Source organism: Pseudomonas sp. TWR2-1-1, from assembly GCF_049897045.1.
Taxonomy (GTDB): domain Bacteria; phylum Pseudomonadota; class Gammaproteobacteria; order Pseudomonadales; family Pseudomonadaceae; genus Aquipseudomonas; species Aquipseudomonas versuta.
This window is the reverse complement of sequence record NZ_JAFCVM010000012.1, coordinates 1-26,994: the sequence shown is the minus strand read 5'-3', so window position 1 is coordinate 26,994 and position 26,994 is coordinate 1. Positions and strand designations below refer to the sequence as shown.

Annotated in this window: 15 protein-coding genes; 11 read left to right on the top strand and 4 right to left on the bottom strand. The window is 64.5% G+C overall.

Annotated features, from left to right (window positions below):
* The first annotated feature begins 27 nt into the window (after positions 1-27).
* From ACP7BO_RS22340 to ACP7BO_RS22320, 5 genes are all read left to right on the top strand, one after another.
* Positions 28-1,572: an MFS transporter gene (locus ACP7BO_RS22340; RefSeq protein WP_426212802.1), complete on the top strand. Its 1,545-nt coding sequence runs from the start codon at positions 28-30 to the stop codon at positions 1,570-1,572.
* Entirely contained in the window at positions 1,569-2,633 is a 1,065-nt protein-coding gene (locus ACP7BO_RS22335; protein WP_426212801.1) for an HlyD family secretion protein, read from the top strand. The genes ACP7BO_RS22340 and ACP7BO_RS22335 overlap by 4 nt, the downstream gene beginning before the upstream one ends.
* Positions 2,630-4,060, top strand: coding sequence for an efflux transporter outer membrane subunit (locus tag ACP7BO_RS22330; RefSeq protein WP_397457100.1), 1,431 nt, complete (start codon positions 2,630-2,632; stop codon positions 4,058-4,060). Before ACP7BO_RS22335 ends, ACP7BO_RS22330 begins: the two co-directional genes overlap by 4 nt.
* Positions 4,061-4,932: 872 nt before the next feature.
* A complete protein-coding gene (locus ACP7BO_RS22325) occupies positions 4,933-6,252 on the top strand; it encodes an MFS transporter (RefSeq protein ID WP_426212800.1) in 1,320 nt (439 codons plus the stop codon).
* Positions 6,253-6,361: 109 nt separating this feature from the next.
* Entirely contained in the window at positions 6,362-6,565 is a 204-nt protein-coding gene (locus tag ACP7BO_RS22320; RefSeq protein ID WP_397457098.1) for an MbtH family protein, read from the top strand.
* Between the two features lie 355 nt (positions 6,566-6,920).
* On the opposite strand, the gene ACP7BO_RS22315 is transcribed toward ACP7BO_RS22320, so the two are convergent.
* The 4 genes from ACP7BO_RS22315 to ACP7BO_RS22300 form a co-directional block, all read right to left on the bottom strand.
* The gene (locus ACP7BO_RS22315; RefSeq protein WP_397457097.1) at positions 6,921-9,092 is read right to left on the bottom strand and encodes a TonB-dependent siderophore receptor; all 2,172 of its coding nucleotides are present in this window, start codon (positions 9,090-9,092) and stop codon (positions 6,921-6,923) included.
* A 97-nt stretch (positions 9,093-9,189) separates the two neighbouring features.
* Positions 9,190-10,209 (bottom strand): GNAT family N-acetyltransferase, encoded by a 1,020-nt coding sequence (locus ACP7BO_RS22310; protein ID WP_426212799.1) that lies wholly within the window; start codon positions 10,207-10,209, stop codon positions 9,190-9,192.
* A gap of 161 nt (positions 10,210-10,370) precedes the next feature.
* Positions 10,371-12,359, bottom strand: a complete 1,989-nt coding sequence (fhuB, locus tag ACP7BO_RS22305) for a Fe(3+)-hydroxamate ABC transporter permease FhuB (RefSeq protein ID WP_426212798.1) — start codon at positions 12,357-12,359, stop codon at positions 10,371-10,373.
* Entirely contained in the window at positions 12,352-13,263 is a 912-nt protein-coding gene (locus tag ACP7BO_RS22300; protein ID WP_426212797.1) for an ABC transporter substrate-binding protein, read from the bottom strand. Before ACP7BO_RS22300 ends, fhuB begins: the two co-directional genes overlap by 8 nt.
* A gap of 193 nt (positions 13,264-13,456) precedes the next feature.
* Between ACP7BO_RS22300 and ACP7BO_RS22295 the strand changes: the two genes are divergently transcribed.
* The 6 genes from ACP7BO_RS22295 to ACP7BO_RS22270 form a co-directional block, all read left to right on the top strand.
* A complete protein-coding gene (locus tag ACP7BO_RS22295) occupies positions 13,457-15,073 on the top strand; it encodes a cyclic peptide export ABC transporter (RefSeq protein ID WP_426212796.1) in 1,617 nt (538 codons plus the stop codon).
* Between the two features lie 803 nt (positions 15,074-15,876).
* Positions 15,877-16,635: a thioesterase II family protein gene (locus ACP7BO_RS22290; RefSeq protein ID WP_426212795.1), complete on the top strand. Its 759-nt coding sequence runs from the start codon at positions 15,877-15,879 to the stop codon at positions 16,633-16,635.
* A gap of 39 nt (positions 16,636-16,674) precedes the next feature.
* The gene (locus ACP7BO_RS22285; protein WP_426212794.1) at positions 16,675-17,655 is read left to right on the top strand and encodes a TauD/TfdA family dioxygenase; all 981 of its coding nucleotides are present in this window, start codon (positions 16,675-16,677) and stop codon (positions 17,653-17,655) included.
* A gap of 47 nt (positions 17,656-17,702) precedes the next feature.
* Positions 17,703-22,175 carry a condensation domain-containing protein gene (locus ACP7BO_RS22280; protein WP_426212793.1) on the top strand — a complete coding sequence of 1,491 codons (4,473 nt, stop codon included), beginning with the start codon at positions 17,703-17,705 and terminating at the stop codon, positions 22,173-22,175.
* 11 nt (positions 22,176-22,186) lie between these two features.
* Entirely contained in the window at positions 22,187-25,327 is a 3,141-nt protein-coding gene (locus tag ACP7BO_RS22275) for a non-ribosomal peptide synthetase (RefSeq protein WP_426212792.1), read from the top strand.
* Between the two features lie 48 nt (positions 25,328-25,375).
* A partial coding sequence (locus ACP7BO_RS22270; RefSeq protein ID WP_426212791.1) for a condensation domain-containing protein occupies positions 25,376-26,994 on the top strand: 1,619 nt, incomplete at its 3' end.

Below are 26,994 nucleotides of genomic sequence, written 5' to 3'. Positions count from 1 at the left end.
GCGTCATTCGGCGCCAGGGGGCCTGGTATGACCTCGCTGGCCGCCGGTTCCTCGATCGCCGCGCCAGCCAAATCACCCCCTGCGAATGCTGCATTTGGCCTGCGGATTTTTACCGGGCTGGTGGGGGTATTGCTGGCGGTACTGGTTTCGGGGTTCAACGAAAACGTGACCAAGGTGGCAATGCCCGATATCCGCGGCGCCATGGGCATTGGCTATGACGACAGTACCTGGTTGCTGGCGGTGTACAGCGCCACGTCCATCAGCGCCATGGCGTTTGCGCCCTGGTGTGCTGCGACGTTCTCCCTGCGCCGATTCACCCTGTGCGCCATTGGTGCTTTTTTACTGCTGGGCATCCTCTGTCCGCTTGCCCCTAACGTCGATGTACTGATGGTGCTGCGCACCTTGCAAGGGTTTGCCGGTGGCGCGTTGCCGCCGATGCTGATGTCGGTGGCGCTGCGGTTTTTACCGCCGAGCATTCGTCTGTATGGCCTGGGCAGTTATGCACTGACCGCGACCTTCGGCCCCAGTTTCGGCACGCCGCTGTCCGCCTGGTGGGTGGAGTATGCCGGTTGGCAATGGGCGTTCTGGCAGATTGTGCCGTTAAGCCTGCTGGCAATGATCTGCGTGGCCTGGGGCTTGCCGCAGGACCCGCTGCGCCTTGAGCGGTTCAAGCAGTTTGACTGGCGCGGCCTGCTCCTGGGTTTGCCGGGCTTGATCATGCTGGTTCTGGCGCTGGAGCTGGGCCAGCGTCTGAACTGGTTCGAGTCGACAATGATCCGCTTTTTCATCTTCGGCGGCGGCACATTGCTGGTGCTGTTTTTTATCAACGAATGGTCGCATCCACTGCCGTTCTTCAAGTTGCAACTGCTGAAAATCCGCAATCTGGCGCACGCCTTGCTGACGCTGGGCGGGGTGCTGTTTGTGCTGTTGGCGGTGATCAAGATTCCCTCCCTCTATCTGGCCCAGATCCAGGGCTATCGCCCGCTGGAAACCGCTCCGGTGATGTTGCTGGTGGCGCTGCCGCAATTGATTGCGCTGCCGCTGGTGGTAGCCCTGTGCAACCTGCGATGGGTCGATTGCCGCTGGGTTCTGGCCATCGGTCTCGGGCTGCTGGCACTGGCCTGTGGCATCGGTTCGCAAGTGACGACGGTGTGGAGCCGGGAGAATTTTTACCCGTTGCAGGCGATTCAAATCATCGCCCAGCCGATGGCGGTGATCCCTTTGTTGATGCTGGCCACAGGCGGCCTGAACCCGGCCGACGGGCCTTTTGCCTCGGCCTGGTTCAATACCGTCAAAGGCTTTTCGGCAACGGCCGCAGGCAGCCTTCTCGGGGTGCTGACGCTCAACCGCGAGCACTTCCACTCGACGATGCTGATCGATCGTCTGGGTAACGCGCCGCTGGTGCCCGGCAGTACCGACCTGGCGCACCGGATACACCAGCAGGCGGTGGTCCTGACATCTTCAGACCTCTATCTGTACATGGCCGGTCTGGCGCTGTTGTTAATTGTATTAATTCCTTTTGGCCCGACGCGGATCTATCCGCCGGGCACACCTGTTGGAGCCGTGAAATGACCACAACAATCGGGCGCAAGCCCTGGATGCTGGGCACTGCGGGCCTGGTGGCGATAGTCGTGCTGTACGGGTTATGGCGACTGATCTTTGGCGCCAGCACAGTTCAAAGCACTAATGATGCTTTTGTCAGTGCCGACTACACCTTGATCGCACCAAAAGTCGCGGGTTTTATCGATGAGGTGCTGGTGCAAGACAACCAGCCGGTCAAGGCCGGTCAGTTGCTGGCACGTATTGATCCGCAGGACTACCAGACCAGCCTGCAAGCGACCCAGGCCAATGTGGCGACGGCCCAGGCACAACTGGCCAACGCGCTGGCCATGCTGGAGCGTCAGCGTTCGCTGATCGAGCAGGCCAGTGCCACGGTTGACGCTGATCTGGCCCAGGTTGAGTTTGCCCGGCATGAATTGCAGCGCTATGAACATCTGGCCGGGCAGGGTGCGGGCACGCTGCAAAACTCGCAGCAGGCAAAAAACCGTTCGCAGATTGCACGTGCCGAACTGGCTCAACACCGTGCTGCGCTGGAGGCCGCCCGCCAACAAACCCGGGTGCTGGTGGCGCAAACCACCGCTGCCCGGGCGTCGGTGCAGCATGCCGAAGCCCTGCAGGCCCGGGCCGAGCTGGACTTGTCCCACACCCGGCTGGTGGCGCCCTTTGATGGCGTGGTCGGCCGGCGCAGTGTGCGCCTTGGTGCTTATGTCAAACCGGGCGATACGGTGCTGGCGGTGGTGCCGTTGGCCCAGGCCTATGTGGTCGCCAACTTTCTGGAGCACCAATTGACCCACGTGAGCCCCGGGCAACGGGTCACGATCAAGGTCGACAGCTTTCCCGGCGAAACCCTGCAAGGTGTCGTCGACAGTATTGCGCCGGCTACAGGGGTAACGTTCTCGGCGATTGCCCCGGACAACGCCACGGGCAACTTCACCAAAGTGGCGCAGCGCATTGCGGTGAAAGTCACCCTGGACCAGGGACAGCTGTCAGCCGGGCGGTTGCGCCTGGGAATGTCGGTGGATGCGTCCATCGACACCACGGCCACTCCCAATGAACAGGTCAGTGTGCGATGAAGTCTGTTTTTCTGGTCTGCGCTGTGGCCTGTTACAGCGTGCTGGGCTTGAGTGGTTGTGTACTGGGGCCTGATTTTAAGGCGCCCGTGCCGCAACTGGCTGAGCGTTGGGCGCCGGTGGCAAGTGAGCAGGGGCATAGCCGCACCGTCGAGTCGGCGGTAGACCCGCGCTGGTGGGACAGTTTTGGCGATGCGCAATTGTCGGCCCTGGTGCGCGAAGCCCGGCAGAGCAACTTTGATGTGCAGCTGGCGGCCAGCCGGCTTGAGCAAAGCCGGGCCATTCGCCGTCAAATTGCGGCTGACAGCCTGCCTGCGGTTGATGGGTCGCTGGCTTACAGCCGCAGCCGCAACAGTCAGAAGGGGTTGAACGACCCCTCGGGCCACAGTGGCAAACAAGCGTTCAACCTTTGGAATGGCGGGTTGGGGATCAGTTGGGAAGCCGACTTGTGGGGCCGGGTCAAACGATCTGTAGAAGCGGCCGATGCATCGGTGCAGATGGCCGAAGAAGACCGCCATGGCGTGCAGTTACTGGTGATCGTGCAGACCGCCCAGCACTATATCCAGTTGCGTGCCACCCAGCAGGCATTGGCAGTGGTGCAGCAAAACCTGCAGATTGCCCGGCGCAGCCTGGAGTTGACCCGGTTGCAGGTAAAAGAGGGTGTGGCCACCGACCTCGAAGTGTCCGAAGCGGCTGCCCAGGTGGCAGAGATCGAAGCGCGGACGGCGCCTTTGCAACAGCGCAGCGCGCAGTTGATCAACGCCCTCAGCCTGCTGCTGGCCCGAGAACCACGGGCGCTGGAACAGCAATTGAGCGAACCGCTGGCGGTCCCGGCCTTTGTGGCGGATGTACCGGTGGGTTTGCCCAGCGAACTGGCGCAACGCCGTCCTGATATCCGTCGTGCCGAGGCGCAGCTGCATGGGGCCACCGCGTCGATCGGCATGGCCCGGGCGGATTTCTATCCGCGCATCACACTGTCCGGCAGCCTCGGATTTCAGGCGATGCAACTGTCTGATCTGGGCAGCTGGGGGGCGCGCAGTTTTGCCTTTGGTCCGGGCATGAGCGTACCGCTGTTCGAGGGCGGGCGTTTGCAAGGGGCGTTGCAATTGCAGGAAGGACGCCAGCAAGAGGCGGCCATTGCCTACCGCAAAACCGTGTTACGTGCCTGGCACGAAGTGGACGACGCCATGGTCGCCTATCAGGCCGGCCAACGCCGGCGCGACAGCCTCAAACAGGCGGTGGAGCATAGCCAGCATGCGCTGGACAGTGTTCATCAGCAGTACGCCCAGGGCACTGTGGACTTTCTTAACGTGCTGACCGTACAGAACGTGTTGCTGGCCAACCAGGCCGCGCTGGTCGAGAGCACGGCCCAGGTGTCATTGTCATTGGTGGATGTATACGCAGCGCTGGGCGGGGGCTGGCAGGGATAGATGTCTGCTTGTGGAAACTGGCTTGCCAGCGATGCAGACGCCTCGTTGTGCCTGCTGGAACGCGTATCAACCATCGCCGGCAAGCCGGCTCCCACAGAAGCGGAGTGGTGCAGGGCGTAGGTGCACTTGTGGGAGCTGGCTTGCCAGCGATACAGACGCCTCGTTGTGCCTGCAGGAACGCGTAGCAGCCATCGCCGGCAAGCCGGCTCCCACAGGGGGCGGTGTGGCGCAGGGTGTGGGTGCACTTGTGAGAGCTGGCTTGCCAGCGATGCAGACGCCCGGTTGTGCCTGCAGGAACGCGTACCAGCCATCGCCGGCAAGCCGGCTCCCACAGGGGCGGAGTGGTGCAGGGCGTAGGTGCACTTGTGGGAGCTGGCTTGCCAGCGATGCAGGCGACCCTTTGTGTCTGCAGGAACGCGTATCAGCCATCGCCGGCAAGCCGGCTCCCACAGAAGCGGAGTGGTGCAGGGTGTGGGTGCACTTGTGGGAGCTGGCTTGCCAGCGATGCAGGCGACCCTTTGTGTCTGCAGGAACGCGTATCAACCATCGCCGGCAAGCCAGCGCCCACAGGGGCGGGGTGGCGCAGGGTGTGGGTGCACTTGTGGGAGCTGGCTTGCCAGCGATGCAGACGCCTCGTTGTGTCTGCAGGAACGCGTAGCAGCCATCGCCGGCAAGCCGGCGCCCACAAGGGCGGTGTGGCGCAGGGCGTAGGTGCACTTGTGGGAGCTGGCTTGCCAGCGATGCAGGCGCCCGGTTGTGCCTGAAGCAGCGCCGGCAAGCCGGCTGCCACAGAACAGGGTCGGATTTGTTATGCTCGCGCCCTCGACCTCAAGCGCCAACATAGGCGCGTCCAGTTCACATTGAGCGTAATTATGTCTGCCGATACCCAAGCCACAACGGTGCGTTTTTCCCGTTCCGACTACAGAACCCTGGGGCTGGCAGCTCTGGGCGGGGCGCTGGAGATCTACGATTTCATCATTTTCGTATTCTTTGCCCTGACCCTCAGCCAACTGTTTTTTCCGCCGGACATGCCCGAGTGGCTGCGCTTGCTGCAAAGCTTCGGCATTTTCGTGACCGGCTATCTGGCGCGTCCGCTGGGCGGGATCCTGATGGCGCACTTTGCCGACCATCTGGGGCGCAAGCGGGTATTCAGCCTCAGTATCCTGATGATGGCACTGCCATGCCTGCTGATCGGCATCATGCCCACCTACGCCGATATCGGTTATTTCGCGCCACTGATTCTATTGGCACTGCGCATCCTGCAGGGGGCTGCGGTTGGCGGCGAGGTGCCCAGCGCCTGGGTGTTTGTCGCGGAGCATGCGCCGGCAGGGCGCCGGGGCTTTGCCCTGGGGTTTTTACAGGCCGGTCTGACCTTCGGCTATCTGATCGGGGCCCTGACCGCGACCCTGCTGGCACAACTGTTTACCCCGGCAGAAATTCTCGACTACGCCTGGCGTTTCCCGTTCCTGCTCGGTGGGGTATTTGGTGTGATTGGCGTGTGGTTGCGCCGCTGGCTCAGTGAAACCCCGGTATTTCTGGCTTTGCGCGAACGCAAGGAAGGCCGGGCAGAGTTCCCGTTGCGTACCGTTTTGCGCGATCACCGCGCGTCATTGTTGCCGGCGGCCTTGCTCACCTGCGTGCTGACCAGTGCCGTGGTGGTGTTTGTGGTCATCACCCCGACCGTGATGCAGCAGCGCTTTGGCATGACGGCCAGCCATACCTTTGCCCTGAGCAGCCTGGGCATCGTGTTTTTGAATATCGGTTGTGTGCTGGCCGGTTTGATCGTCGACCGCATCGGCGTCTGGCGCAGCATTGTGCTGTACAGCGTGCTGCTGCCGCTGGGAATTGGCCTGCTGTACGCCAGCCTGGTCGGTCAATGGGCATTGCCCGGCCTGGCCTACGCCTTCGCCGGCCTGACCTGCGGGATTGTCGGGGTAGTGCCTTCGGTCATGGTCGGCCTGTTTCCGGCGCCGATCCGCGTCTCGGGGATTTCCTTCACCTACAACATCGCCTACGCGCTATGGGCCAGCACCACGCCGTTGCTGCTGATTGCACTGATGCCCTGGAGTGCCTGGGTGTGCGTGATGTTCTGCGCGATGATGGGCCTGGTCGGGGTATTGACGGCCCGTCGTTACGGCTTGAATCGAGACAATCTGGTTGAGCGCCGGTTGGTGGCCAAGGCTGAACTGTAACGAGGGGAACGGTGGCGGGACTAATTTGCGGGCTGTGTCGAGCGTCTTCCATGGGCAGGCCTGTGTTTGTGACACAGGCGCGCCCAACTATCTGCAGGAGACAAGACTGATGGCATTTGACCGTGAAGACACGCAGTTTCTGGTGGTGATCAACGAGGAGCAACAGTACTCGATCTGGCCCGAGTTCAAGGCCGTGCCGCAAGGCTGGTCGGCGGTAGGTGCCGCGGCCTCCAAAGCTGACTGCCTGGCCTACATCGAAGCCCACTGGACCGACATGCGCCCGGCCAGCCTGCGCGAGGCGATGCGGGCCTGATGACATTGCGACGCTAGACAGACACAGCTCGCGAGGCAAGCTCGCTCCTACAAAGAAAAGCGCCGCTGGCCCTGAAATGGGCAGCGGCGTTTTTTTGTCCTCGGCCGAGGCATATTTTGCTGGTTCAACACCCCACCCCCTGTAGGAGCGAGCTTGCTCGCGAGCTTTTCAATACGCACACAGCTCGCGAGGCAAGCTCGCTCCTACAAAGAAAAGCGCCGCTGGCCCCGAAATGCGCAGCGGCGTTTTTTTGTCCTCGGCCGAGGCATATTTTGCTGGTTCAACACCCCACCCCCTGTAGGAGCGAGCTTGCCTCGCGAGCAAGCTCGCTCCTACAGGGGATGTGGTACCTGGTTTACCAGCGATAGTTGACCGAGCCGATCAATGTGCGCTCGTCGCCATAGCGGCAAGAAACGTTGCAGAACAGGTACTTCTCGTTGGACAGGTTTTGCGCCTTCATGGCCACGGTCCAGTTGTCGTCGACTTCATAGCTGACTTTCGCGTCGAACAGGGTGTAGGCGTCAACCTTCTCGTCGAGGTCCGAGCTGGAGGTGCGGCTGGTGCCCATGTAGCGGGCGCCACCGCCGACCACGACCTTGGGCAGGCCCAGGGCGCTCAGGCGATAGTTGGCCCACAGGCTGGCCATGTGGTAAGGCACGCCGTCGATGCGCGTCCCGACCCGGCTGGCCACGGAGTCTTCGGTAATCTTGGCGTCGGTGTAGGTGTAGGAAGCAGTGGTGCTGAGGTTGGCGGTGATATCGGCTTTTGCCTCCAGCTCGACACCCCGGGAGCGGGTCTCACCGAACTGCACGGTGTTGCCGGTGAGGTCGGTGCTCAGGGAGTTTTTCTGCTTGAGGTCGTACACCGCAGCACTCAACAGTGCATTCATGCCTGGCGGGGTGTAGCGCACGCCCATTTCGTACTGTTCGCCTTCGGTTGGCTCGAACGAGGTGTCGGCGTTGGCGTTGAACACGTTGGCCGGCAGGAACGACTGGCTCCAGCTGATGTACGGCGCCAGGCCATTGTCTGCTTCATACACCAGGCCTATGCGGCCAGTGGCTTTCTTGTCTTCGCGTGGCGTGCGCTTGCCGGTGGCATTGGCATAGGTGCGGCTCTCGGCCCAGTCCTGGCGACCGCCCAGGACCAGTATCCACTTCTCATCGAACTTGATCTGATCCTGGACGTACAGACCGGTCTGCGAACTGTGCAGGTCTGATCCGCTATCGGCCGACGTAATGGTGGTCGGCGCGTCGTATACCGGTGCGTCCGGGTTGAACAGGGACGTGGCGCCAGCGTAGCGATGCGAGTCGTAGGTCTTGTGGTAGTAATCCACGCCGGCCAGCAGAGTGTGCTGCCAGCGGCCGCTGTTGAGGGTCCATTGCACGTTATTGTCGCTGGTCCAGCCTTCGGAGTGCTCACGGCGGATGCTCGCCCTGCGGGCCAGAAGACCCTGCTTGCGCAAGGCGGCACTGCCGGTATCGGCAATTTGCATGTAGTCCCAGCTCAGGTTGGCATCGAAGTGACGCAGCGAGTGGAGGATTTTCAGGTCAGGCGTGAAGCTGTGCTCGAACAGGTAGCCGATGGTGGTCGAGTAGTTGTTGTAGTGATCGAAGCCGCGCTCGCCGGTGAACAAATCGCGGTCGACCTTGGGGTAACTGGTGCTGGCTGACGTCGTCAGGTCGTAGTCCAGCGGCGGGGCGAAGCCGGTGCGGGTTTCCTGGTAGCTGGCGAGGAAGGTCAGCGAGGTGTCCTCGTTCGGCCGCCAGGTGAAGGCCGGCGCGATGTAGCGACGGTCATCGGGGGCGTCGACGGTCTGGGTGTCACTGTCGCGCCACAGGCCCGTGAGGCGGTAGGAAAACTGCCCTTCGTCGTCGAGCGGGCCGCCCAGGTCGAAGCTGTACTGCTTGCGCGCATGGCTGCCGTATTCCACGTTGACTTCATGCAGCGGTACATCGGTCGGGCGCTTGGTGATGGTGTTGATCAGGCCGCCGGGCGACAGCTGGCCGTACAGCACCGAAGAGGCGCCCTTGACCACTTCCACGCGCTCCAGGCCGTAGGGTTCGATGCCGCCGTCATACACGCTGCCTTGCAGTTTCATGCCGTCGCGCAGAATACCGCCGGTGCCCGAACCCACGTTGAAACCACGGATTACGAAGTCATCCCCCACACGGCTGAAACCGCCCGGCTGGGTAATCACCCCCGGGGTGAAGCTCAGGACTTCGGCCAGGGTGTCGGCCTTGCGTTCGTCCATTTCATCGCGGGTGATGATCGACACCGACTGCGGGATTTCCTTGATCGCTGCGTCGGTCTTGCTCGCGCTGGTGCTGCGCGTCGCCACCGGGCCGCGCACATGGCCGGTGGGGTTTTCGACTGCTTTGGCATTGATGTTGGTTTCCTGCAGCTCCAGCGCCCCCCCTGGAGCGACGGTATCAGGTTGGTCGGCGGCGAGGGCTGCGCTCAGTGGCAGGCCACTGAGACACAGGGCCAGCACCAAGGGATGGTAGGCGAAGAGGTTCTTTGCGTGCATGGAGGTTCCGGAGTGTGGAGTGATTTTTTTAGTAGGTGTGGAGCAAGCCGCGCACTGCCCGATCCCCATCAGGCAGCGCGCGGCCAAATGCAGTCGGTCAAGGGTGGAAGTCGTCGAAGAAAGTCTCGCGTTCCAGGCGCAGCAGGGCGGCTTTCTTGTGCGCCAGGGTGATGGTCTTGAGCCTGCCGAAACCCTGGGACTCAAGGAAACCGATCTGGCGGGTATGGTCGATCCGCGGTTCGCCGAGGATGCGCTGGGTGCGCGGCTCGTCGATGAACATGTAGTGCATGAGCGAGCGGAACCAGCCCTTGAGCTTGCCCGCGCTCTGGTGCTTGCTCTCGCCGACTACCACGTGCCAGCCGCGGTCGTGGTCCTGCGCATCGTAATAGGGGGCGATGCGGTCTTCCTTGCACCAGTAGATCTCGAAATAGGCAAACGGCTCGTCGTTGTAGCTACCGATCAGTGGCAACACCCGCGGGTCGTCAAGCATCTGTTGCAGGTACGCGGCATGCTCATCCAGGCTGCCGGTCTGCTCCCAGAAAAACGCGACCTGCTCCAGGTTCATCCAGCGGTTGAAACGCTCAAGGTCCTGAGCGATGTCCACGGTACGCAAGCTGAAGGTGGTATTGAGGCCGGGCAGTTCGCGGCGATAGACCTCGCCGTGGGGGATCGGTGGCCGCTGCGGGTGGCGCTTTTCGCCGCTGAAGGTGTAGCGCAGCGGCATGCCGGCGGCGGAGCTGGTGGCAAGCCAGGGCAGCGGGTGTTGCCAGAAACTGCTGCGCGAACAGGCCAGGCGCGCTGTGTGGCCGTCATGGCCGAGCAGGGTGTCGAACACCCCCTGGCGTATGGCATCGCGTGCGCGGTCGAGGGAGAGCGGGGCACTGACTTCCAGCAGCGGGACGCGGGACGAATTGCAGAAGACCTGGCCCAGCAGCGCCAGCAGGCCACTGACCGGGAACGCTTCGGGCAGGTTTTCCAGTTGCACATGGGCGTCCTGGCGGCGGAAATACACGGGGGCAACACCCTCGATGGTCAGGCTGGCATTACCATCGTCCGCCACCCGGGCGATCACGCTGCGGCCGTCAGCCAGAAGAAGGGTGAAGTTAGGCGTGGTCATGATGCTTCTCCGTTAGTGTTTTCTCGCGTATGCCGGCCCGAGAACAACTGCCCGGCAGTGGCCGGAGCAGTTCATCCAGGCGAAGCTTAGGTAAAACTGTAACGAATGGGAATCAGAACTATTTAGATTTTATTTAGAGCCAGCCTTTGCGTAGGCCCGATTCAGCGTTTACGCGCCAGCAACCACATGAAATACGGGCCGCCAATGAACGTGGCGAACATCCCGGCGGGGATTTGCCACGGGAACACCAGGTTGCGCCCCAGCCAGTCAGCCAGCACCAGCAGCGTGCCGCCCAGCAGAGCCGAAAGCATCAATTGCGCGACCGGCCGTTGTGCGCCCAGCAGGCGTGCCATATGAGGCGCGATCAGGCCGACAAAACTCAGCGGCCCGACCACCAGGGTGGCTGCTGCGGTCATCACCGCAGTGAGCAGCAGCAACACCAGACGGCTGCCGCCCAGGGAAATCCCCAGTGCCCGGGTGCGTTCGGCGCCCAGTGGCATGATCGCCAGCCAGCGGTTGCACAACGGTGTGACCAGCAGGAACAGCGCGGCCAGGGCACAGATAATGACTGCCTGGCTGGCGTCGATGCGATAGGTCGAGCCGGTCATCCAGCTGAGCATCAGCAGCACCCGCGAATCGCCGCTGACCATGAACAGCGCGGCGAAAGCATTGAGCAATGTGCTCAGTGCCACGCCGGTGAGCAGCATGCGGTCCGGGGCGAAGGCGCTGCGCCAGCTCAGGGCGACGATGGCCAGCAAGGCGAGCAGGGCGCCAAAGGTGGCTGCCAGCAACAGCACCAGCGGACTGAAGCCGGGCACCAGCAGCAGGGCAAAAATGCCGCCCAGTGCGGCACCGGAACTCACGCCGAGCATTTCCGGGCTGGCCATGGGGTTGCCGGTCATGCGTTGCATCAAGGTGCCGGCCAGGGCCAGCAGGATACCGGCGCCAAAGGCCGCGGCTACCCGTGGCGCGCGCCATGGCAGCAGGGCGTCGAATGCTGCCCCGCTGCTGAAATACCAGCCATCCGGGCCGCGGCCCCAGGTCAGCGCCAGGAACAGGGAAATAGCCAGTGCCGCGAGCAATATCCAGCTGATGCGCTTGAGCGGCGCGACGTGAGCGCTGGCGCGCGGGGCTGGCGGGTTGAGGCGGGTTTCATGCAGGCGCGTCAGCAGCACCAGCAGCAGCGGCGCACCGAGGAACGCAGTGAGGATGCCGGTGGGTATTTCGCCCCCCAGCAGCGGCGCCAATGCCTGTACCACCTGATCGGCCAGCAACAGCAGCAGGGCGCCGAACAAGGGCGCCCAGAGCAAACGCTGGCGCAGGGTGCGGGCCCCGGCCAGGCGGGCCATGGCGGGAGCGGCCAGGCCGACGAAGCCGATCACCCCGACACTGGCAATGGCGCTGGCACTCAATGCCACGGCCACAGCCAGAGCCATCAGGCGCAGGCGGTTGGGCGACAGGCCCAGGCTGCCGGCCGCTGCATCGTTGAGGCCCAGCAGTTGTAGCGGACGGGCCAGCAGCGCGGCGAGCAGTGCGGCCACGCCAAGGCGCGGCGCCAGGTGATACACGTCCTGCCAGCTGTTCTGGTTCAGCGAACCCGATTGCCAGATGAACAGATTGCTCAAGACCTCGTGGTTGGCCAGCACCAGCAAGGTGCTCAGGGTCCCGCAATACAGGTTGATGATCAGCCCGGAGAGAATCAGCGCCACCGGCGACAGGCGCCGGCTCCAGGCCAGGCCCAGCACCGCGAGCATGCCCAGGGCGGCCCCGGCCAGGGCCACGCCTTCTTGGCCGCCATCGAGCAGGCCCGGGGCATAGATCGCGCAGGCGGACAGGGCCAGGTAGGCACCTGAAGCAACACCCAGGGTGGTCGGTTCGGCAATGGGGTTGCGCAGCACTTGCTGGAATATCACCCCGGCCAGGGCCAGCGCCGCGCCTACCAGCAGGCTGATCACCAGTCGCGGCAAAAAGCTGTAGCGCACTAGCAGGGCGGACAGATCGTCGGGCGACGCCGGGCCGATGGCGGTGCTCCATGAAACCTGGGCCAGCAGCGAATTACCCTGGTGGACGCTCAGGGCCAGGGCAATCAATAGCAGCCCGAGGGCCAGCCAGACCGGTTGGCGACGCAGGCGTGAAGAGTGGTCAGGCATGCTTGGTTTCCATGGCGAGCAGTTGTTCAGTGATGGACAGGGCCAGGCGTTGCGCGGTCAGCAAGCCGCCGCTGGGGTAGAACCGTGGCAGCCCCAGGGCGCGGCCTTCGCGGATCATCGGCAAGGCGCGCCAGATCGGACTGTTATCCAGCCGGCGCTGCGCGGCCAGAGCTTCGCGGGGGTTGGTGTAATACAGCAGCGAGGCGTCGGGGTGCTCAAGCAGGGTCTCGATGCCCACCGCGGGGCTGCCACCCCAGGCATTGGTCCGGCCCTGATAGGCATTGCGCAAACCCAGGCGCTCGAGCACTGCCTGATACATGCCCTTGGCACCGAACAGCAACAGATGGCGACCGTCCGGGTTGAGGCGCGCGATGTACACCGGGCGATGGCTGACAGGTGCCAGCCTGACGCGCAACTGCTCCAGCAGGCGGTCGGTCTGCTCCAGCATCGCCTGTGCCTCGGCGCGCCGCTCCACCAGAGCGCCGAGGTCCAGCAATACCTGGCCGGCATTGCGATAGGGCTGGGCGTTCGCGGTATAGATATCGAAGGTGCGCAACGGCGCGATGCGCGACAGCAAGGTACCTTCCAGCTGCCACGAAGTGCCGATGATCAGCTCGGGCGCCAGGCGTTGCAGGTACTCCAGGTTGGGCTCGATGCTCGGGCCAAGGTCGATGACATCCCCGGGCAATTGCGGGCTGGCGACGAACTCGCGATAGAACCCGGCGTTGACCACCGCCCGGGGCGCCACGCCGAGGCCGAGCAGGCTTTCGGTAAGGGCAGGCTCGAAACTGACAATATCGACTTTCGGCAGTGTCGGGTCGCCAGCGCGGACCACAGGCAAGCCGCACAGTGCGACCGGCAACAACGCGAGGCCGGTCAGGGCCCGACGGCGGGTAATGGGCATTGCAACAGACTCCAAGCAGACAGGTCGCCCTCCAGGCGAGAATGAGAGTCTATAGCAACAGCACCTGATTCCCAATACCTGCAATAATGCCGCGTCCTAAAGAATCCGCCACAGGCTTCGTCTATTCCGGGAACCCAATTTATCGATGGCGTTGGCGTGACGGCCTGCGCCAGTCGACCCCCAAGGAGACACCATGTCATTGTTCGGTATGCTGGTTCGCACCTCGCACACACGGCTGGCCGTGGCCATTGGCGCAAGCCTGGTCTGCGGCCTGGCCAACGTGTTGCTGGTGGCGCTGATCAACCAGGCCCTGAATGCTCCACTGGACGGCCTGGCCAGCTACGCGCTGCCTTTCGTGCTGGTGATAGCCCTGGTGATGGGCAGCCAGGTGCTGTCCAGGGCGTTGTTCGCCTACCTCAGTCAACAAGGCCTGGCGACCCTGCGCATGCACATTTCACGGCATGTGGTCGCGGCGCCCCTGCGCGGGCTGGAAAAGGCCGGACGCGGGCGGATCCAGGCGGCCCTGGCCGATGACACCACCACCTTGTCGAACTTCTTCACCGGCTTCCCGATGCTGGTCACCAGTGCCGTCGTGGTGCTCGGATGTCTGGGGTACCTGGCGTACCTGTCCTGGGTCATTTTTCTGGTTTCAGTGCTGGCCATCGGCCTTGGCTCCCTGGGTTATCACCTGTGCCATTCGCACATGCTCCAGTACTTTCGCAAGGCCGGTGCCAGCCAGGACGAACTCTTTGGCCACTTCGACGCCATGGTTTCGGGAGCCAAGGAACTCAAGCTCAACCGCTCCAAGGCCCGGCGTTTTCTCGATGAAGTGCTGGTCAGCGCTGTCGAGCAAGTACGCCGCAACCGGGCCAAGGGCCTGATGCTGTTCGCCATTACCGGTGGCTGGGGCCGCCTGCTGTTTCTGATACTGATCGGCCTGGTGCTGTTCCTGCGCCTGTGGGTGCCCTCCGATACTGCCGTGATCACCGGCTACGTGATGGTCTTCCTGTACATGATGGGCCCGCTGGAAGGCGTACTGCTGAACCTGCCGCAGATGAGCCAGGCGCGAGTCGCCAGTGCGCGCATTGAAGCGACGCTTGCGCAATTGCAGGCTCAAGCCTGCTCGCAGACCCCGGCACCTGCCGTCCAGGCCAAGGGTGTGACCCTGGAACTGGATGGCCTGACCCATGGCTATTTCAGTGAACGCGAGGATGAAGTATTCACCCTTGGCCCGGTGGCGCTGACCCTCAAGCCCGGCCAGATTACCTTTCTGGTCGGTGGCAACGGCAGCGGCAAGACCACCCTGGCCAAGCTGATTGCCGGCCTGTACGTGCCGGAAAGCGGCGAAGTGCGGGTCGATGGCCGGCCGGTGGCAGCGCAAGAGCGGGACGATTATCGCCAGCTGTTTTCGGCGGTTTTCTCGGACTTCCACCTGTTCGACACCCTGCTCGAAGCGCCGGACTCCAGCCTGGACAGCCAGGCGGCGCAATGGCTGAGCAAGCTGCACCTGGACCACAAGGTCAGCGTCAGCAACGGTTCGTTTTCAACCCGTGAACTGTCCCAGGGCCAGCGCAAGCGCCTGGCGTTGATCGTTGCCTGTCTTGAAGGGCGGCCGGTGATCATCTTCGACGAATGGGCTGCTGACCAGGACCCGGCGTTCCGCGAAGTGTTCTATTGCGAACTGCTGCCTGAACTGCGCGCCCAGGGCAAGACACTGCTGGTCATCTCCCATGACGACCGTTACTTCCACCTGGCCGACCAGTTGATCAAACTCGAGCGCGGCCAGATCGTCAGCGCCTGTAGTCGCTGACGAGGAACGAGGCTGCGATCGGCGGCGCAGCCGTCGCAAATCGCGCACCCCGGTATGCCAGGTTCATCACGGGTTGAGGTTTTACGGGCGTTGCCCGATCACAGCCTCGCAAAGCTCGTCAGCGACTACAGGTATTGCTTGCCGCAGGGAGGTCGACACCGTCCCTGTCGCCAATCCTTGCCCCTCGGTATGTCAGGTACATCACGGGTTGAGGTTTTGCGGACCATGCCCGGTCAAAAATACAAACAACGCCTGTAGCAGCTGACGAGCTTTGCGAGGCTGCGATCGGCGGCGCAGCCGTCGCCAATCATGCACCCTGGTATGTCAGGTACATCGCGGGTTGAGGTTTTACGGGCGTTGCCCGATCACAGCCTCGCAAAGCTCGTCAGCGATTACAGGTATTGCTTGCCGGCGGTAGATCAACACCGTCCCTGTCGCCAATCATGCACCCCGGTGTGTCAGATACGCCGCGGGTTGAGGTTTTGCGGACCATGCCCGATCAAAAATCCCAACCGCCTCCGTAGCAGCTGACGAGCCGTGCGAGGCTGCGATCGGCGGCGCAGCCGTCGCCAATCATGCACCCCGGTATGTCAGGTACACCGCGGTCTTAGCCGCTACGGGCGTTGCCCGATCGCAGCCTCGCACGGCTCGTCAGCGACTACAGGTTCTGGCCATGTCTGGGGCTTTGCAAATAATAATATTTATCAAAGACAGTTAATTCCCTACGTATTTCTTTCGTCCTTATTAGCAGTGTTTCAGGCAAGGCCGGTCCGGCTTGTCGACTGCTTTTAAGGAGATCCGCAGTGTCCGTCGCCCCCCATCCCATCCGCCTTTTCTGCTTCGCCTGTTCCGGCGCGAGCGCCATGGCTTTCGCTCCGTGGCGTGCAGCCTTGCCGGCCTGGCTCGATGTGCAACCGGTCGAATTGCCCGGCCACGGCTGGCGTGGCGATGAACCGTTGCAGGTGGATATGCACGGCCTGGCTGCAAGCCTGGCGGACGAGCTGGCGCCGATGATCAACGGTCCTTATCTGATGCTCGGCCATAGCATCGGCGGTGTGGTCGCCCTGGAGGTGGCCCATGCCCTGGTCGCTCTGGGGGTCGAGCCGCCCGGCGCGCTGATCGCCGTGGCCAGTACTGCCCCCGGCCAGCGCGATGGCAATCCCGATGCCCGGCCCATGAGCGATGCCGAGCTGATCGCCGAGTTGCATCGCCTCGACGGCACGCCCCGGGCTGTGTTCGATGACCCTGAATTGCTCGCCATGGTGCTGCCGGTGCTGCGCGCCGATTTTCTCCTCGGTGACCGCTATCGGCCGCCTCAGCGCAGCCCTTTGCCTTGCGCGCTGCATGTGTTCGGCGGACGCGACGACAGTGTCGCGGTCAGTTCCCTGGCGACCTGGGAAGCCGAATGCAGCGGCCCGTTCCATCTTGAAATGTGCACCGGCGGGCATTTTTTCCTGCACCGCCAGCGCGCCGATTTCCTCGAGCGCCTGCTCACGCTGTGCCTGGATTTACGCGAGCAGGCACCGCGTCTCTCGCTCCCTTCATTGTGCGCCCTGGGTTGATCCGGGTCGTAGCGCCGTCCTTTTTTCGCGGAGTCTTCCATGCTTGATTCACGCTTCGATATCCGGCCCCTGCGCCATGCCGACACCCCCTTGCCTCTGCTGATTGAAGCCCGCGAGCCCGGCCTTGAACTGCAGGCTTGCCTGCCCGCGCTACGGGCGCTGATCGACCAGCAACTGCTGGTCGCCGGTGGCGTATTGCTGCGCGGCTTCGAGGTGCAGACCGCCGAGCGCTTTCGCTCTTTCGCCACGGGCTTCGGCTCGGACCTGCTCACCTACGAGTTCGGTTCCACCCCGCGCAGTAACGTCACCGCCGGTATCTACACCTCCACCGAATATCCGCCGCACCAGCACATCCCGCTGCACAACGAACAGGCCTATACCCGCGACTGGCCAATGAAAATCTGGTTCTTCTGCCAGCAGGCCTCGCCCGTAGGCGGTGCGACGCCGATTGGTGACAGCCGGGCGATTTATCGCCGGGTCGGTGAGCAGATTCGCCAGCGCTTCGCCAGCAAAGGCCTGATGTACACCCGCAACTACGGCAACGGCCTGGACGTGTCCTGGGAGCAGGTGTTCAACACCGAAGACCGCAGTGTCGTGCACGCCTACTGCCAGGCCCACGGCATCAGCCTGCAATGGAAAGACGATGGCGGCCTGCGCACGCGCCAGGTGTGCCAGGCGGTAGCCACCCATCCCCGTACCGGCGACGCCGTGTGGTTCAACCAGGCGCACCTGTTTCACGTGTCCAATTTGCCCGAAGAGGTGCGCGAAACCCTGCTCGATCTGGTGGACGAGGAGGACTTGCCCCGCAACGTCTATTACGGCGACGGCAGCCCGCTGGAGGAAAGCCTGCTGCAAGACATTCGCGGCGTGATGCAGCAGGAGCAGGTCGAGTTTTCCTGGCAGGACAACGACGTGCTGATGCTCGACAACATGCTCACCGCCCACGGTCGCGCGCCGTTCCAGGGGCCGCGCAAAGTGGTAGTGGCCATGGCCGAACCTCACGGCGCCGATGTGCGCTGAGTAACCCCGACTTTTTCTGACTTTTTGCGATTGCAGGAGGACGCCCCATGGCCATCCCACATCAGCCTCAACCCCACTCCCTGATCGAGATGCTGGCGCAGCGCGCCGAGCAGCAAGGCGAACAACTGGCCTTGCGCTTTCTCGGTGATGGCAATCAGACCACCGAGCTGTACACCTACGCGCAACTGGATGCCCGGGTCCGGCACCTGGCTGCCTGTCTGGGGCAGCACGCCGGGGAGGGCGACCGGGTGCTCCTGCTGCTGACCAACGGCCCGGATTACATCGTGGCCTTTTTCGCGTGCCTGTATGCCGGTCTGATTGCAGTGCCGGCCTATCCGCCGGAACGCAACCGCCAGTTCCATACCGAACGCCTGCAAGGCATGGCCATGGACGCCGAGCCCTCGTTGATCCTCTGCGAGCATGCGGCCCTCGACGCTTCCCGGCTGCTGCGCGATGGCCTGACCCTGGCACACCTGCCGGCCGTGGCCAGCGTGCAGGACCTTGAGGCGCAAGCGCCCCGGGCCTGGCAACCGCGTACGGTGCCGGGCGATGCCGTCGCCATGCTGCAATACACCTCCGGCTCCACCTCCGAACCCAAGGGCGTCGAAGTCACCCACGCCAACCTGCTGGACAATCAGCGCCTGCTGCAAATGGGCTTCGGCACCCGCCCCGGGGATGTATTCGTCAGCTGGCTGCCGCTGTACCACGACATGGGCCTGATCGGCGGCATGCTGCAGCCGATCTATGCCGGTGTGCCGCTGGTGTTGTTGACTACCCAGCACTTCCTCGCCCGGCCGGCGCGCTGGCTGGAAGCGATTCACCGCTACGGCGGTACCCTCAGCGGCGGCCCCGACTTTGCCTTCCGCCTGTGTACCGAGAGCGTGCGCGACAGCCTGCTTGCCGAGCTCGACCTGAGCCAGTGGCGCGTTGCGTTTTGCGGTTCCGAACCGGTACGGGCCGACACCCTGGCCGACTTCGTTGAGCGCTTCTCCCCGGCAGGGCTGGCGGCGACCACCGTGCACCCGTGCTACGGCCTGGCCGAAGCGACCCTGATGGTCACCAGCAACACCCGTGGCGGCCCGTACTACACCCTGCATGTGGACCACGACCAATTGGCCCTGGGCCGGGTGGTTGCCGATCCGCATGGCACCGAAATGGTCAGCAGCGGCGGTTTGCTGTTCGACGATCAGGTGCGCCTGATGAACCCGCAGACCTTGCAGCCGGTGGCTGAAAATACCGTGGGTGAAATCTGGGTCCGCGGCCCCAGCGTGGCCCGTGGCTACTGGCGCAACCCCGAGGCCACCGCCAGGACTTTCCTCGACCTGCCCGACGGCCGCTGGCTGCGCAGCGGTGACCTGGCGTTCCTGCATCAGGGCGGTCTGTTCATCACCTCGCGGGCCAAGGACGTGATCATCATTCGCGGCCAGAACCGTTACCCGCAAGACATCGAAAAAGCCGTGGAGCAGGGCGTCGAAGCGGTGCGCAAGGGGCGTGTCGCGGCGTTCCCGGTGCAGGTCGACGGTCGCGAGTGCATCGGCATCGCCGCCGAGATCGGGCGCAGTGTGCAAAAGAAATTCGACCCCCAAGTGTTGATTGAAGCCATCGACCGGGTGGTCAGTGACACCCAGCAGGAACCGGCCAGCGTCATCGCCCTGCTCGAACCGGCCGCCTTGCCCAAGACCACCAGCGGCAAGCTGCAGCGCTCGGCCTGCCGCCAGCGTCTGGAGACCGGTGAACTGGGGGCTTACCACGTCTATCGTCGACCGCTGTTAAACCCGCGTGCAGCCGGGCAGGCCGGTGCCGCACCCCGGGGCCATACCGAACAGCGTCTGGCGGCGATCTGGTCCGAGGTGCTTGAAGGCACCGAGATCAGCCGCGACGACATCTTTCTCGCGGTGGGCGGTCACTCCCTCGCCGCCGTACAAGTACTGGCGCGAGTGCGCAGCGAATTCAACGTCGAATTGCCGCTGAGCGCGCTGTTCGCCGCCAGCCCCCTGGCCCTGCTGGCCGCCACGGTTGACGCCGCACCACGTCTGGGCGCCGGGGTGCCGTTGCAGGCACTGCACGCCAGCGGGCCGCAGGCCATGTCGCCGGTACAACGCAGCCTGTGGCTGGCGCAGCAGTTGGGTGCAGAACAGGGGGGCGCGGCCTACAACATGGTTGCCCAGTTGCGCTTGTGTGGTGAGCTGCGGGTGGAGGCCCTGCAAGCGGCACTGACAGGTTTGCTGCAGCGTCAGGCGAGTTTGCGCAGTGCTTTCGTGCCGGGCCCGGATGGCGTGGCCCTGGTGCACTGTGCCGCCCGGGTGGAACTGGCCTTGCCGGTGCTCGACCTCAGTGGCCTGCGCGATGCCGAACAGGTCACTGCGCTGGCGGTGGCCGAGGCCGAAGCGGCGGGGCAGGCGTTCGACCTGCAGCGGGCGCCGCTCTTGCGCGCCACGCTGCTGCGCCTGAACGACCAGGAATACCGACTGCTGTTGAGCATGCATCACCTGATCGGCGATGGCTGGTCGTTTGGCGTGCTGGTCCAGGAACTGGGTGCGGGCTATCAGGCGCAACTGGCGGGCAGCCCGTCGGCGCTGGCACCGTTGAGCATTCAATACAGCGACTACGCGGCCTGGCAGAACGCCCGGTCCGGCAGTGCCGAGCGCCAGCGCGAGGAGGATTTTTGGCGCAACTATCTGCAAGACGCACCGCAGCAACTGGCCTTGCCCACTGACCGTGCGCGTCCATCGACCCCGCACACAGGGGGCTCCAGTGTGGCCTTGCAGCTCGACGCCGAGCAGGTCGGGCGTCTCGAAGCCCTGGGCCGTGCCCACGGCGCCAGCCTGTTCATGGTCCTGCGCGGTGCTTTCGACTGGCTGCTGCATCGCCTCACCGGCCAGGACGATTTGATTTATGGCACCGATATCGCCGGTCGACCGCGAACCGAGCTGGAACAACTGATCGGCTTCTTCGTCAACATCGTGCCGCTGCGCGCCCGGGTACACCCCCAACAATCGTTCAACCAGTGGCTGGCCCGGGTCAGCGAGGATTCATTGAGGGTCCTCGAGCAGGCGGACTTGCCCTTCGAACAGATCGTCGAGGCCAGCGGCGTGCCCCGCCAGCGCAACCCGTTGGTGCAGGCGCTGTTCGTGTTGCACAGCATGCCCCGCGGGCAGTTCGCGGTGCCGGGGCTGAGCGCCGAACTGCTCGGCGCGCCAGCACAAACCTCAAAATTCGACATGGCCCTGTTCCTGACGCCCAATGCCCGTGGCCTGGGCGGCGAGTGGGTGTTCGCCACGTCGATCCTTGACGAGGCGCGGGTGCGTTGCTGGGCCGAGGCCTGGGTCGACCTGCTCGGGCAAATCCTCGCCGATCCCGATCGCCCCCTGGAGGCATTGACCCTCGGCGCCTTGCAGCCCGCGCCTGTCGCTCCGGTCAGCGGGCGCTCACGGCTGGATGCCAAACGCGACAAGCTGAAGTCCTTCACCCGCCCGGCCACGTCGCCGGTGGCGATGGCTGCCGTGCGCTGCAGGCCGCTCAATGTGGGTAGCGAGTTGCCGCTGGTGATCGAGCCGGTCAGTGCCGATCTCGACCCCTGCGTGTGGGCCAGCCAGAACCGCGAGTTCATTGAAACCAGCCTGCGCCGCCATGCCGGCCTGCTGTTCCGTGGCTTCGGCCTGAGCACCGCGCAAGACTTCGAAGCCTTCGCCGAGGCCATCCAGCCGGGCCTGTATGGCGCCTATGGCGACTTGCCGAAGAAAGAGGGCGGGCGCAACACCTACCGCTCCACGCCATACCCCGAGCGGCAGATGATCCTGTTCCACAACGAAAGCGCGCACCTGCGGCGCTGGCCGCGCAAGCAGTGGTTCTTCTGTGAGCAGCCGTCGCCGGTCGGCGGTGCCACGCCCATCGTCGATTGCCGGGCGATGTACCGCGCGTTGCCGGCCAGACTGGCCGAGACCTTCGAGCGCAAGGGGCTGTTGTATGTGCGCACCTTCACCCCGGGCTTCGATGTGGACTGGCGTGATTTCTACAAGACCGACCAGCGTGCCGTGGTCGAGGCGGCCTGCCGCGAGCAGGGCGTGGCGTTCGAATGGCTGGCCAATGGCGGCCTGCAAACCCGTACCCCTTGTCCGGCAGTGATCCGCCACCCCTACACCGGGGAAAAGTCATTTTTCAACCAGGTTCAACTGCACCACGACTATTGCCTGCAAGCCGATGTGCGCCGCGACCTGCTGGGCATCGTCGGGGCCGGGTTCATGCCGCGCCAGGTGTATTTCGGTGATGGCACGCCCATCGACGACGTGGTCATGGAGCAACTGGGTCAGCTCTATGAAACCTGTGCGGTGCGCTTCGACTGGCAGCGTGGCGACGTGGTGATGCTCGACAACATGCTGGTGGCCCACGCCCGCGACCCGTTCGAAGGCCCGCGGCGGATCGTCGTGGCCATGGGCGAAATGACCGACCGTAGCGTGTTCGATGCCGCTGCCCAAGACAACCCAGAGCGCTCGGGCCAATCGGCCGGGCTGCCTGTTTAAGGACATCCCCGATGAATGATTTGAGTCTTGATATGAGCGCACAACATACCCAGGCCCTGAGCCCCGAGCAGCGCGCCTGCCTGCTTGGCCATGATCCGGCCCGGGCTGATGCCGGCAGCCATCGGTTGCGCCTGGGGCTGAGTGCGGCACAGGGGCCGGCGGACATCCGGGCGGCGCTGCAACGCTATGGGGCAAGCCAGCCGATCCTCGGCACACGCTGGCTGCAAGTCACAGGGTTGCGTGGCTGGCGCCAGGCGGTGCCGAATCAGGGGGGCGCGGTGCGCTGGGTCGAACTGGACGCCATGGCACCGGCCTTGAACCTGGCTTCGGACGAAGTGCTGGCGGTCAGCCAGCGTGCCCTGGCCAACGGCGTGGTCGAGCTGGAGTTTGTTGCCGCCGCCCTGGCCCTGGACCCGCCAAGCCTGGAGCAACTGGCCGCTGACGTATTAGCGCTGGCCCGTGGTGAAGCGCCGACAGTCAGCGAAGTGGGCTACGAACACTATGTGCAATGGCGCCAGGACATGGCCGCCGATGCTGATGCGGCCCAGGGCCGTGCCTATTGGCAGCACGAGCAGATCGATCCGGCCCGGGGCGACGCCTTGCGCCTGGGGCTGCTTGGCAACCCTGCGCCGGCGCCGCGCCTTACCCTGCAGCTTGACGTGCCGTTGTCACGCCTGGACGGCGCCCGGGCCCTGGGGGACTTTCTCGGCCAGCCGCTGGACTTCGTGCTGCAAGGCCTGTGGTGGGTGCTGTTGGGACGCCTGAGCGGTCAGCGCAGTTTTGTGGGTGGCTGGTTGCACGATTGCCGCAGCGACTACGAGCATTTTGAAAACACCCTGGGCGTATTCGAAAAAGTCCTGCCGTTGCGGGTCGAACTGGACCCGGCGCGGCACTTCGCGCAATGGTTGCAGCAGGCCGAAGAGCGCCTGGGCGATCATCTCGGCTGGCAGGAATACTGCCCGATCGAGGCGCCGGGCAGCGCCGCGCCGTTACAGGCGGGGTTTGTCTTTGAGCAGGCGCGCATCGCGCCGCAACAGGTGCATGCCTACCCGCACCGTCCGGCCTTCGACCTGCTGTTGAGCGCCCGGGTCTGGGACCAAAGCCTGTTACTCAATATCGAAGCCAATGGCGCGGCTTACAGCAGCGCCAGCCTCAAGGTGCTGCTCGAACAATATCGCACCCTGCTGCTGCAACTGACGGGGGATGGCGCCGTGACCCTCGACGACCTGGAACCTGTAGGGGTGCAGGAGCGCCAGCGTCTGTTGGGCCTGGCCCCGCAGCAGCCGGTTGAGGACAGTGAAGGGCTGGCGCAGTGCCTGGCCCGGCATGCCCGGCAAACCCCACTTGCCATTGCCCTCAGCGATGGCCGGCAGCGCCTGGACTACGCCGGCTTGCAGCAGACCGTCACGCGCATGGCCGGCTGGTTGCAGGGCCAGGGCGTGGGTGTCGGGCAATGTGTGGCCATCGAGACCGAGCGCTCGTTGCAAGGGGTGCTGCATATCCTCGCCGTGCTGGTGGCCGGCGCTTACTACTTGCCGCTGGAACCGGCCTGGCCTGCGGAGCGCCGTCACGATCTGTTGACCCGCGCCGAGCCGGCACTGGTGCTATGCGATCCGGCGTCCAGCAGTGCCCGTGGCCCATGGCCGAGTGCCAGTCTGGAGCAGGCGGGCAGGGATGCCGAGTTGCCGTTCCAGGCCCCGCAGCTGACGGACCGGCACCTGGCGTACCTGCTGTTTACTTCCGGCTCGACCGGGGCACCCAAGGGCGTGCTTGTGGAGCACGGCGCGCTGCGCAACTACGCGCGGTCGGCCAGCGCGGCGCTCGGGCTGCAAGCCGGTATGCGCCTGGCGCTGACCAGCCCGCTGAGCGTTGATCTGGGCCATACCTTGCTGTTCGGCGCCTGGCAAGTCGGTGCCGAACTGGTCATTGCCGCCGCGCACGATCTGGCCGATGGCGCGGCGTTCAGCCGCTTCCTGGTGCGTGAACGGCCGGACGTGGCGAAATTTGTGCCTTCGCATCTGGCGGCCCTGCTCGAAGGGTATACCCCGCCGTTGCCCGGGACCCTGATCCTCGGTGGCGAAGCCACGCCCCGGCGGCTGGTGGAGCAACTGTTTGCCCGGTCGCCGGACTTGCGTCTGTTCAACCACTACGGGCCCACCGAAACCACGGTCGGTGTGCTGTTTCACCCGCTGCGGGCCGACGCGCCGGACCGCGACGAGCGGGTACCGCTGAGCGGCGTCCTCGACGGCAACCGCGTATACCTGCTCGACCATCGCCTGCGTCTGGTGCCCACCGGGGCAGTGGGCGAGTTGTACATCGGCGGCGCCCAGCTGTGCCGTGGCTACCTGGGCGAAGCCAGCGCCGAGCGCTTTATCGACGATCCGTTCCTGGCGGGCCAGCGCCTGTATCGCTCCGGCGATCTGGGCCGCTACCGGGCCGAGGGCGGCTTGCAACTGGTTGGCCGCCAGGACCACCAGATCAAACTGCGCGGGCAGCGCATCGAGCTGGGTGAAATCGAGGCGGCGCTGCTGGCCTTGCCCGGGGTCGAGCAGGCCGTGGCCCGGTTGTGGTCACCCGGCGAAGGCGCGGCCAGCCTGATCGCCTATGTGGTGCTCGGCGCGGATGCTGCTGACGGGGCCCTGGAACAGTTGCCGCAGGCCCTGGCCGCACGCTTGCCTGAAGCACTGTGCCCGGCGCGCCTGCTGCCCATGCCGAGCCTGCCCCGTCTGGCCAACGGCAAAGTCGAGCGCTCTGCCTTGCCCGACCCGGGGCAGTTGTTGCACCACCAACCGGTGCGTGAGCCGACCAGCGAACTGCAAGCCTGCCTGCGCGACGCCATGGCTGAGCTGCTGGACTGTGCGCCCTCTGCTCTGGGGGTGGACCACGATTTCTTTGAAGCCGGCGGTCACTCGTTGCTGGTGATCAAGCTGGTGGCGCGCCTGCGCTCCCAGTTCAAGATCGAAGTCGCTCCCGGTCTGGTGTTCGACCATCCCAGCGCCGCCGGGCTGGCCGAGGCCCTGGGCGAGCTTGGCGAACCGTTGCAGCTGGAAAAGATCGCTCGCCTGCGTCGCGAGCTCGACAGCCTCAGCGACCAGCAGCGCGCCGAGCTGCTGGCCAAGGCTCGCGCCGCCCGGGGCCTGGCGGCCCACTGACAACAGGCCGGCGCAGGCCGGCTTTTTTTATTCCGCACTGGATTGACCATGACCGATTTTGACCGCGACCAATTGCTTGCCCTGTTACTTGATGATGACGCGCCGGCCGCACCCGCCGGGCCGGGTCGACGCACCGGGGATGGGCCGGCGCCGCTGTCATTCGCCCAGCGCCGCTTGTGGTTTCTCCAGCAGTACGAGGTACAGAGCCCGGCCTACAACTCGGCCCGGGCGCTACGCATTAAGGGCCGGCCGGATGTCGGGGCTTTGCAGGCCGCCTTGCGCCGCCTGATCGAGCGCCACGCCAGCCTGCGCACTCGCTTTGTGCTGGTCGATGAGCAGCCCATGCAGGTCATCGAGCCCGCGGTGGATTTCCACCTGGAATGCGTGACCCTGGCGACCGGCGCCGACCTGCAAGCCGAACTGCGTCAGCGGGTTGCCGTGCCGTTTGACCTTGATCGTGCACCGTTGCTGCGGGCCAGCCTGTTGTGTGGCGAAGAGGGCGCGGTGTTACTGCTGTGCCTGCACCACATCGTTGCCGATGCCTGGTCCAACCCGTTACTGATTGCCGACCTGGGCCGGGCCTATGCCGCGGCCCTGGACGGCAATGACCGGGCGTTGCCGGGTTTGCCCCTGGAATACGCCGACTACGCGACCTGGCAGCGTCAGCACTTTGCTGGTCAGGGCGCCGCTGAAGGCCAGGCGTATTGGCGCCAGTACCTGGGCCAGGACGTGCCGGTGCTGGAACTGCCCAGTGACCGTGCGCGCAGCGCAGCGCCACGCCTGCAAGCCGCGCGGCATGATATCCGGCTGCCGGACGCTATGGCCCGGGCGGTGCGTGAATTGTGCCGGGCACAACATTGCTCGCCATTCGTGCTGCTGCTGGGGGCCTGGCAAGTGCTGCTGGCGCGCTACAGCGGCCAGCGTGATTTCGCGGTCGGCGTGCCCAACGCCGCACGCAGCCATGCCCAGGTCCAGGAGATTGTCGGTTTCTTTGTCAACACCCAGGTCTATCGTGCCCGGCTCGATCCGCAACTGACCACCCGCGAGCTGTGCCGCCGCCTGCGCGATGAAAGCCGGATGGCCCTGCAGCACTCGGACTTTCCCTTCGAGTGCGTGCTGGACGGCCTCAACCTGACGCGCGACTTGCGCCATAGCGCACTGTTCCAGGTGCTGTTCAACTTCCGCCATTCTCGCGATGCCCAGCCCTTGCAGCTGCCGGGGCTGGAGGTGCAGGTGCTGGATAGCGAGCTGGAGAGCGCGCGTTTCGACCTGACCCTGGACGTTATCGCCAGCCCTGACGGCATCGATTGCCGTCTGGAGTATGTGACAGAACTCTACGACGCCCCGACCATCCAGCGCCTCGGCCAGCACCTGTGCCAGCTGTTGCAGGGCATGCTCGCCACGCCTGACCGGTCGGTGTTCAGCCTGCCATTGCTGGACGCTGGCGAGCAGGCGCAACTCAATACCTGGAACGCCACAGCCAGCCACTACCCCGAGTATCCGAACCTTCCCGCCTTGATTGCCGAACAGGTGCGTGCCACCCCCGAGGCCCTGGCGCTGGTGTATGGCGACACGCAGCTGAGCTATGGCGAACTGGATGCCCGGGCCAATCAACTGGCCCATTGGCTGCAAGCTCAGGGCGTTGGCCCGGATGTACCGGTGGCAGT

Bases quoted from the DNA above. Each gene is read 5' to 3' on its own strand.
- ACP7BO_RS22340 (WP_426212802.1), top strand. From the start codon at position 28: ATGACCTCGCTGGCCGCCGGTTCCTCGATCGCCGCGCCAGCCAAATCA.
- ACP7BO_RS22335 (WP_426212801.1), top strand. From the start codon at position 1,569: ATGACCACAACAATCGGGCGCAAGCCCTGGATGCTGGGCACTGCGGGC.
- ACP7BO_RS22330 (WP_397457100.1), top strand. From the start codon at position 2,630: ATGAAGTCTGTTTTTCTGGTCTGCGCTGTGGCCTGTTACAGCGTGCTG.
- ACP7BO_RS22325 (WP_426212800.1), top strand. From the start codon at position 4,933: ATGTCTGCCGATACCCAAGCCACAACGGTGCGTTTTTCCCGTTCCGAC.
- ACP7BO_RS22320 (WP_397457098.1), top strand. From the start codon at position 6,362: ATGGCATTTGACCGTGAAGACACGCAGTTTCTGGTGGTGATCAACGAG.
- ACP7BO_RS22315 (WP_397457097.1), bottom strand. From the start codon at position 9,092: ATGCACGCAAAGAACCTCTTCGCCTACCATCCCTTGGTGCTGGCCCTG.
- ACP7BO_RS22310 (WP_426212799.1), bottom strand. From the start codon at position 10,209: ATGACCACGCCTAACTTCACCCTTCTTCTGGCTGACGGCCGCAGCGTG.
- fhuB (WP_426212798.1), bottom strand. From the start codon at position 12,359: ATGCCTGACCACTCTTCACGCCTGCGTCGCCAACCGGTCTGGCTGGCC.
- ACP7BO_RS22300 (WP_426212797.1), bottom strand. From the start codon at position 13,263: ATGCCCATTACCCGCCGTCGGGCCCTGACCGGCCTCGCGTTGTTGCCG.
- ACP7BO_RS22295 (WP_426212796.1), top strand. From the start codon at position 13,457: ATGTCATTGTTCGGTATGCTGGTTCGCACCTCGCACACACGGCTGGCC.
- ACP7BO_RS22285 (WP_426212794.1), top strand. From the start codon at position 16,675: ATGCTTGATTCACGCTTCGATATCCGGCCCCTGCGCCATGCCGACACC.
- ACP7BO_RS22280 (WP_426212793.1), top strand. From the start codon at position 17,703: ATGGCCATCCCACATCAGCCTCAACCCCACTCCCTGATCGAGATGCTG.
- ACP7BO_RS22275 (WP_426212792.1), top strand. From the start codon at position 22,187: ATGAATGATTTGAGTCTTGATATGAGCGCACAACATACCCAGGCCCTG.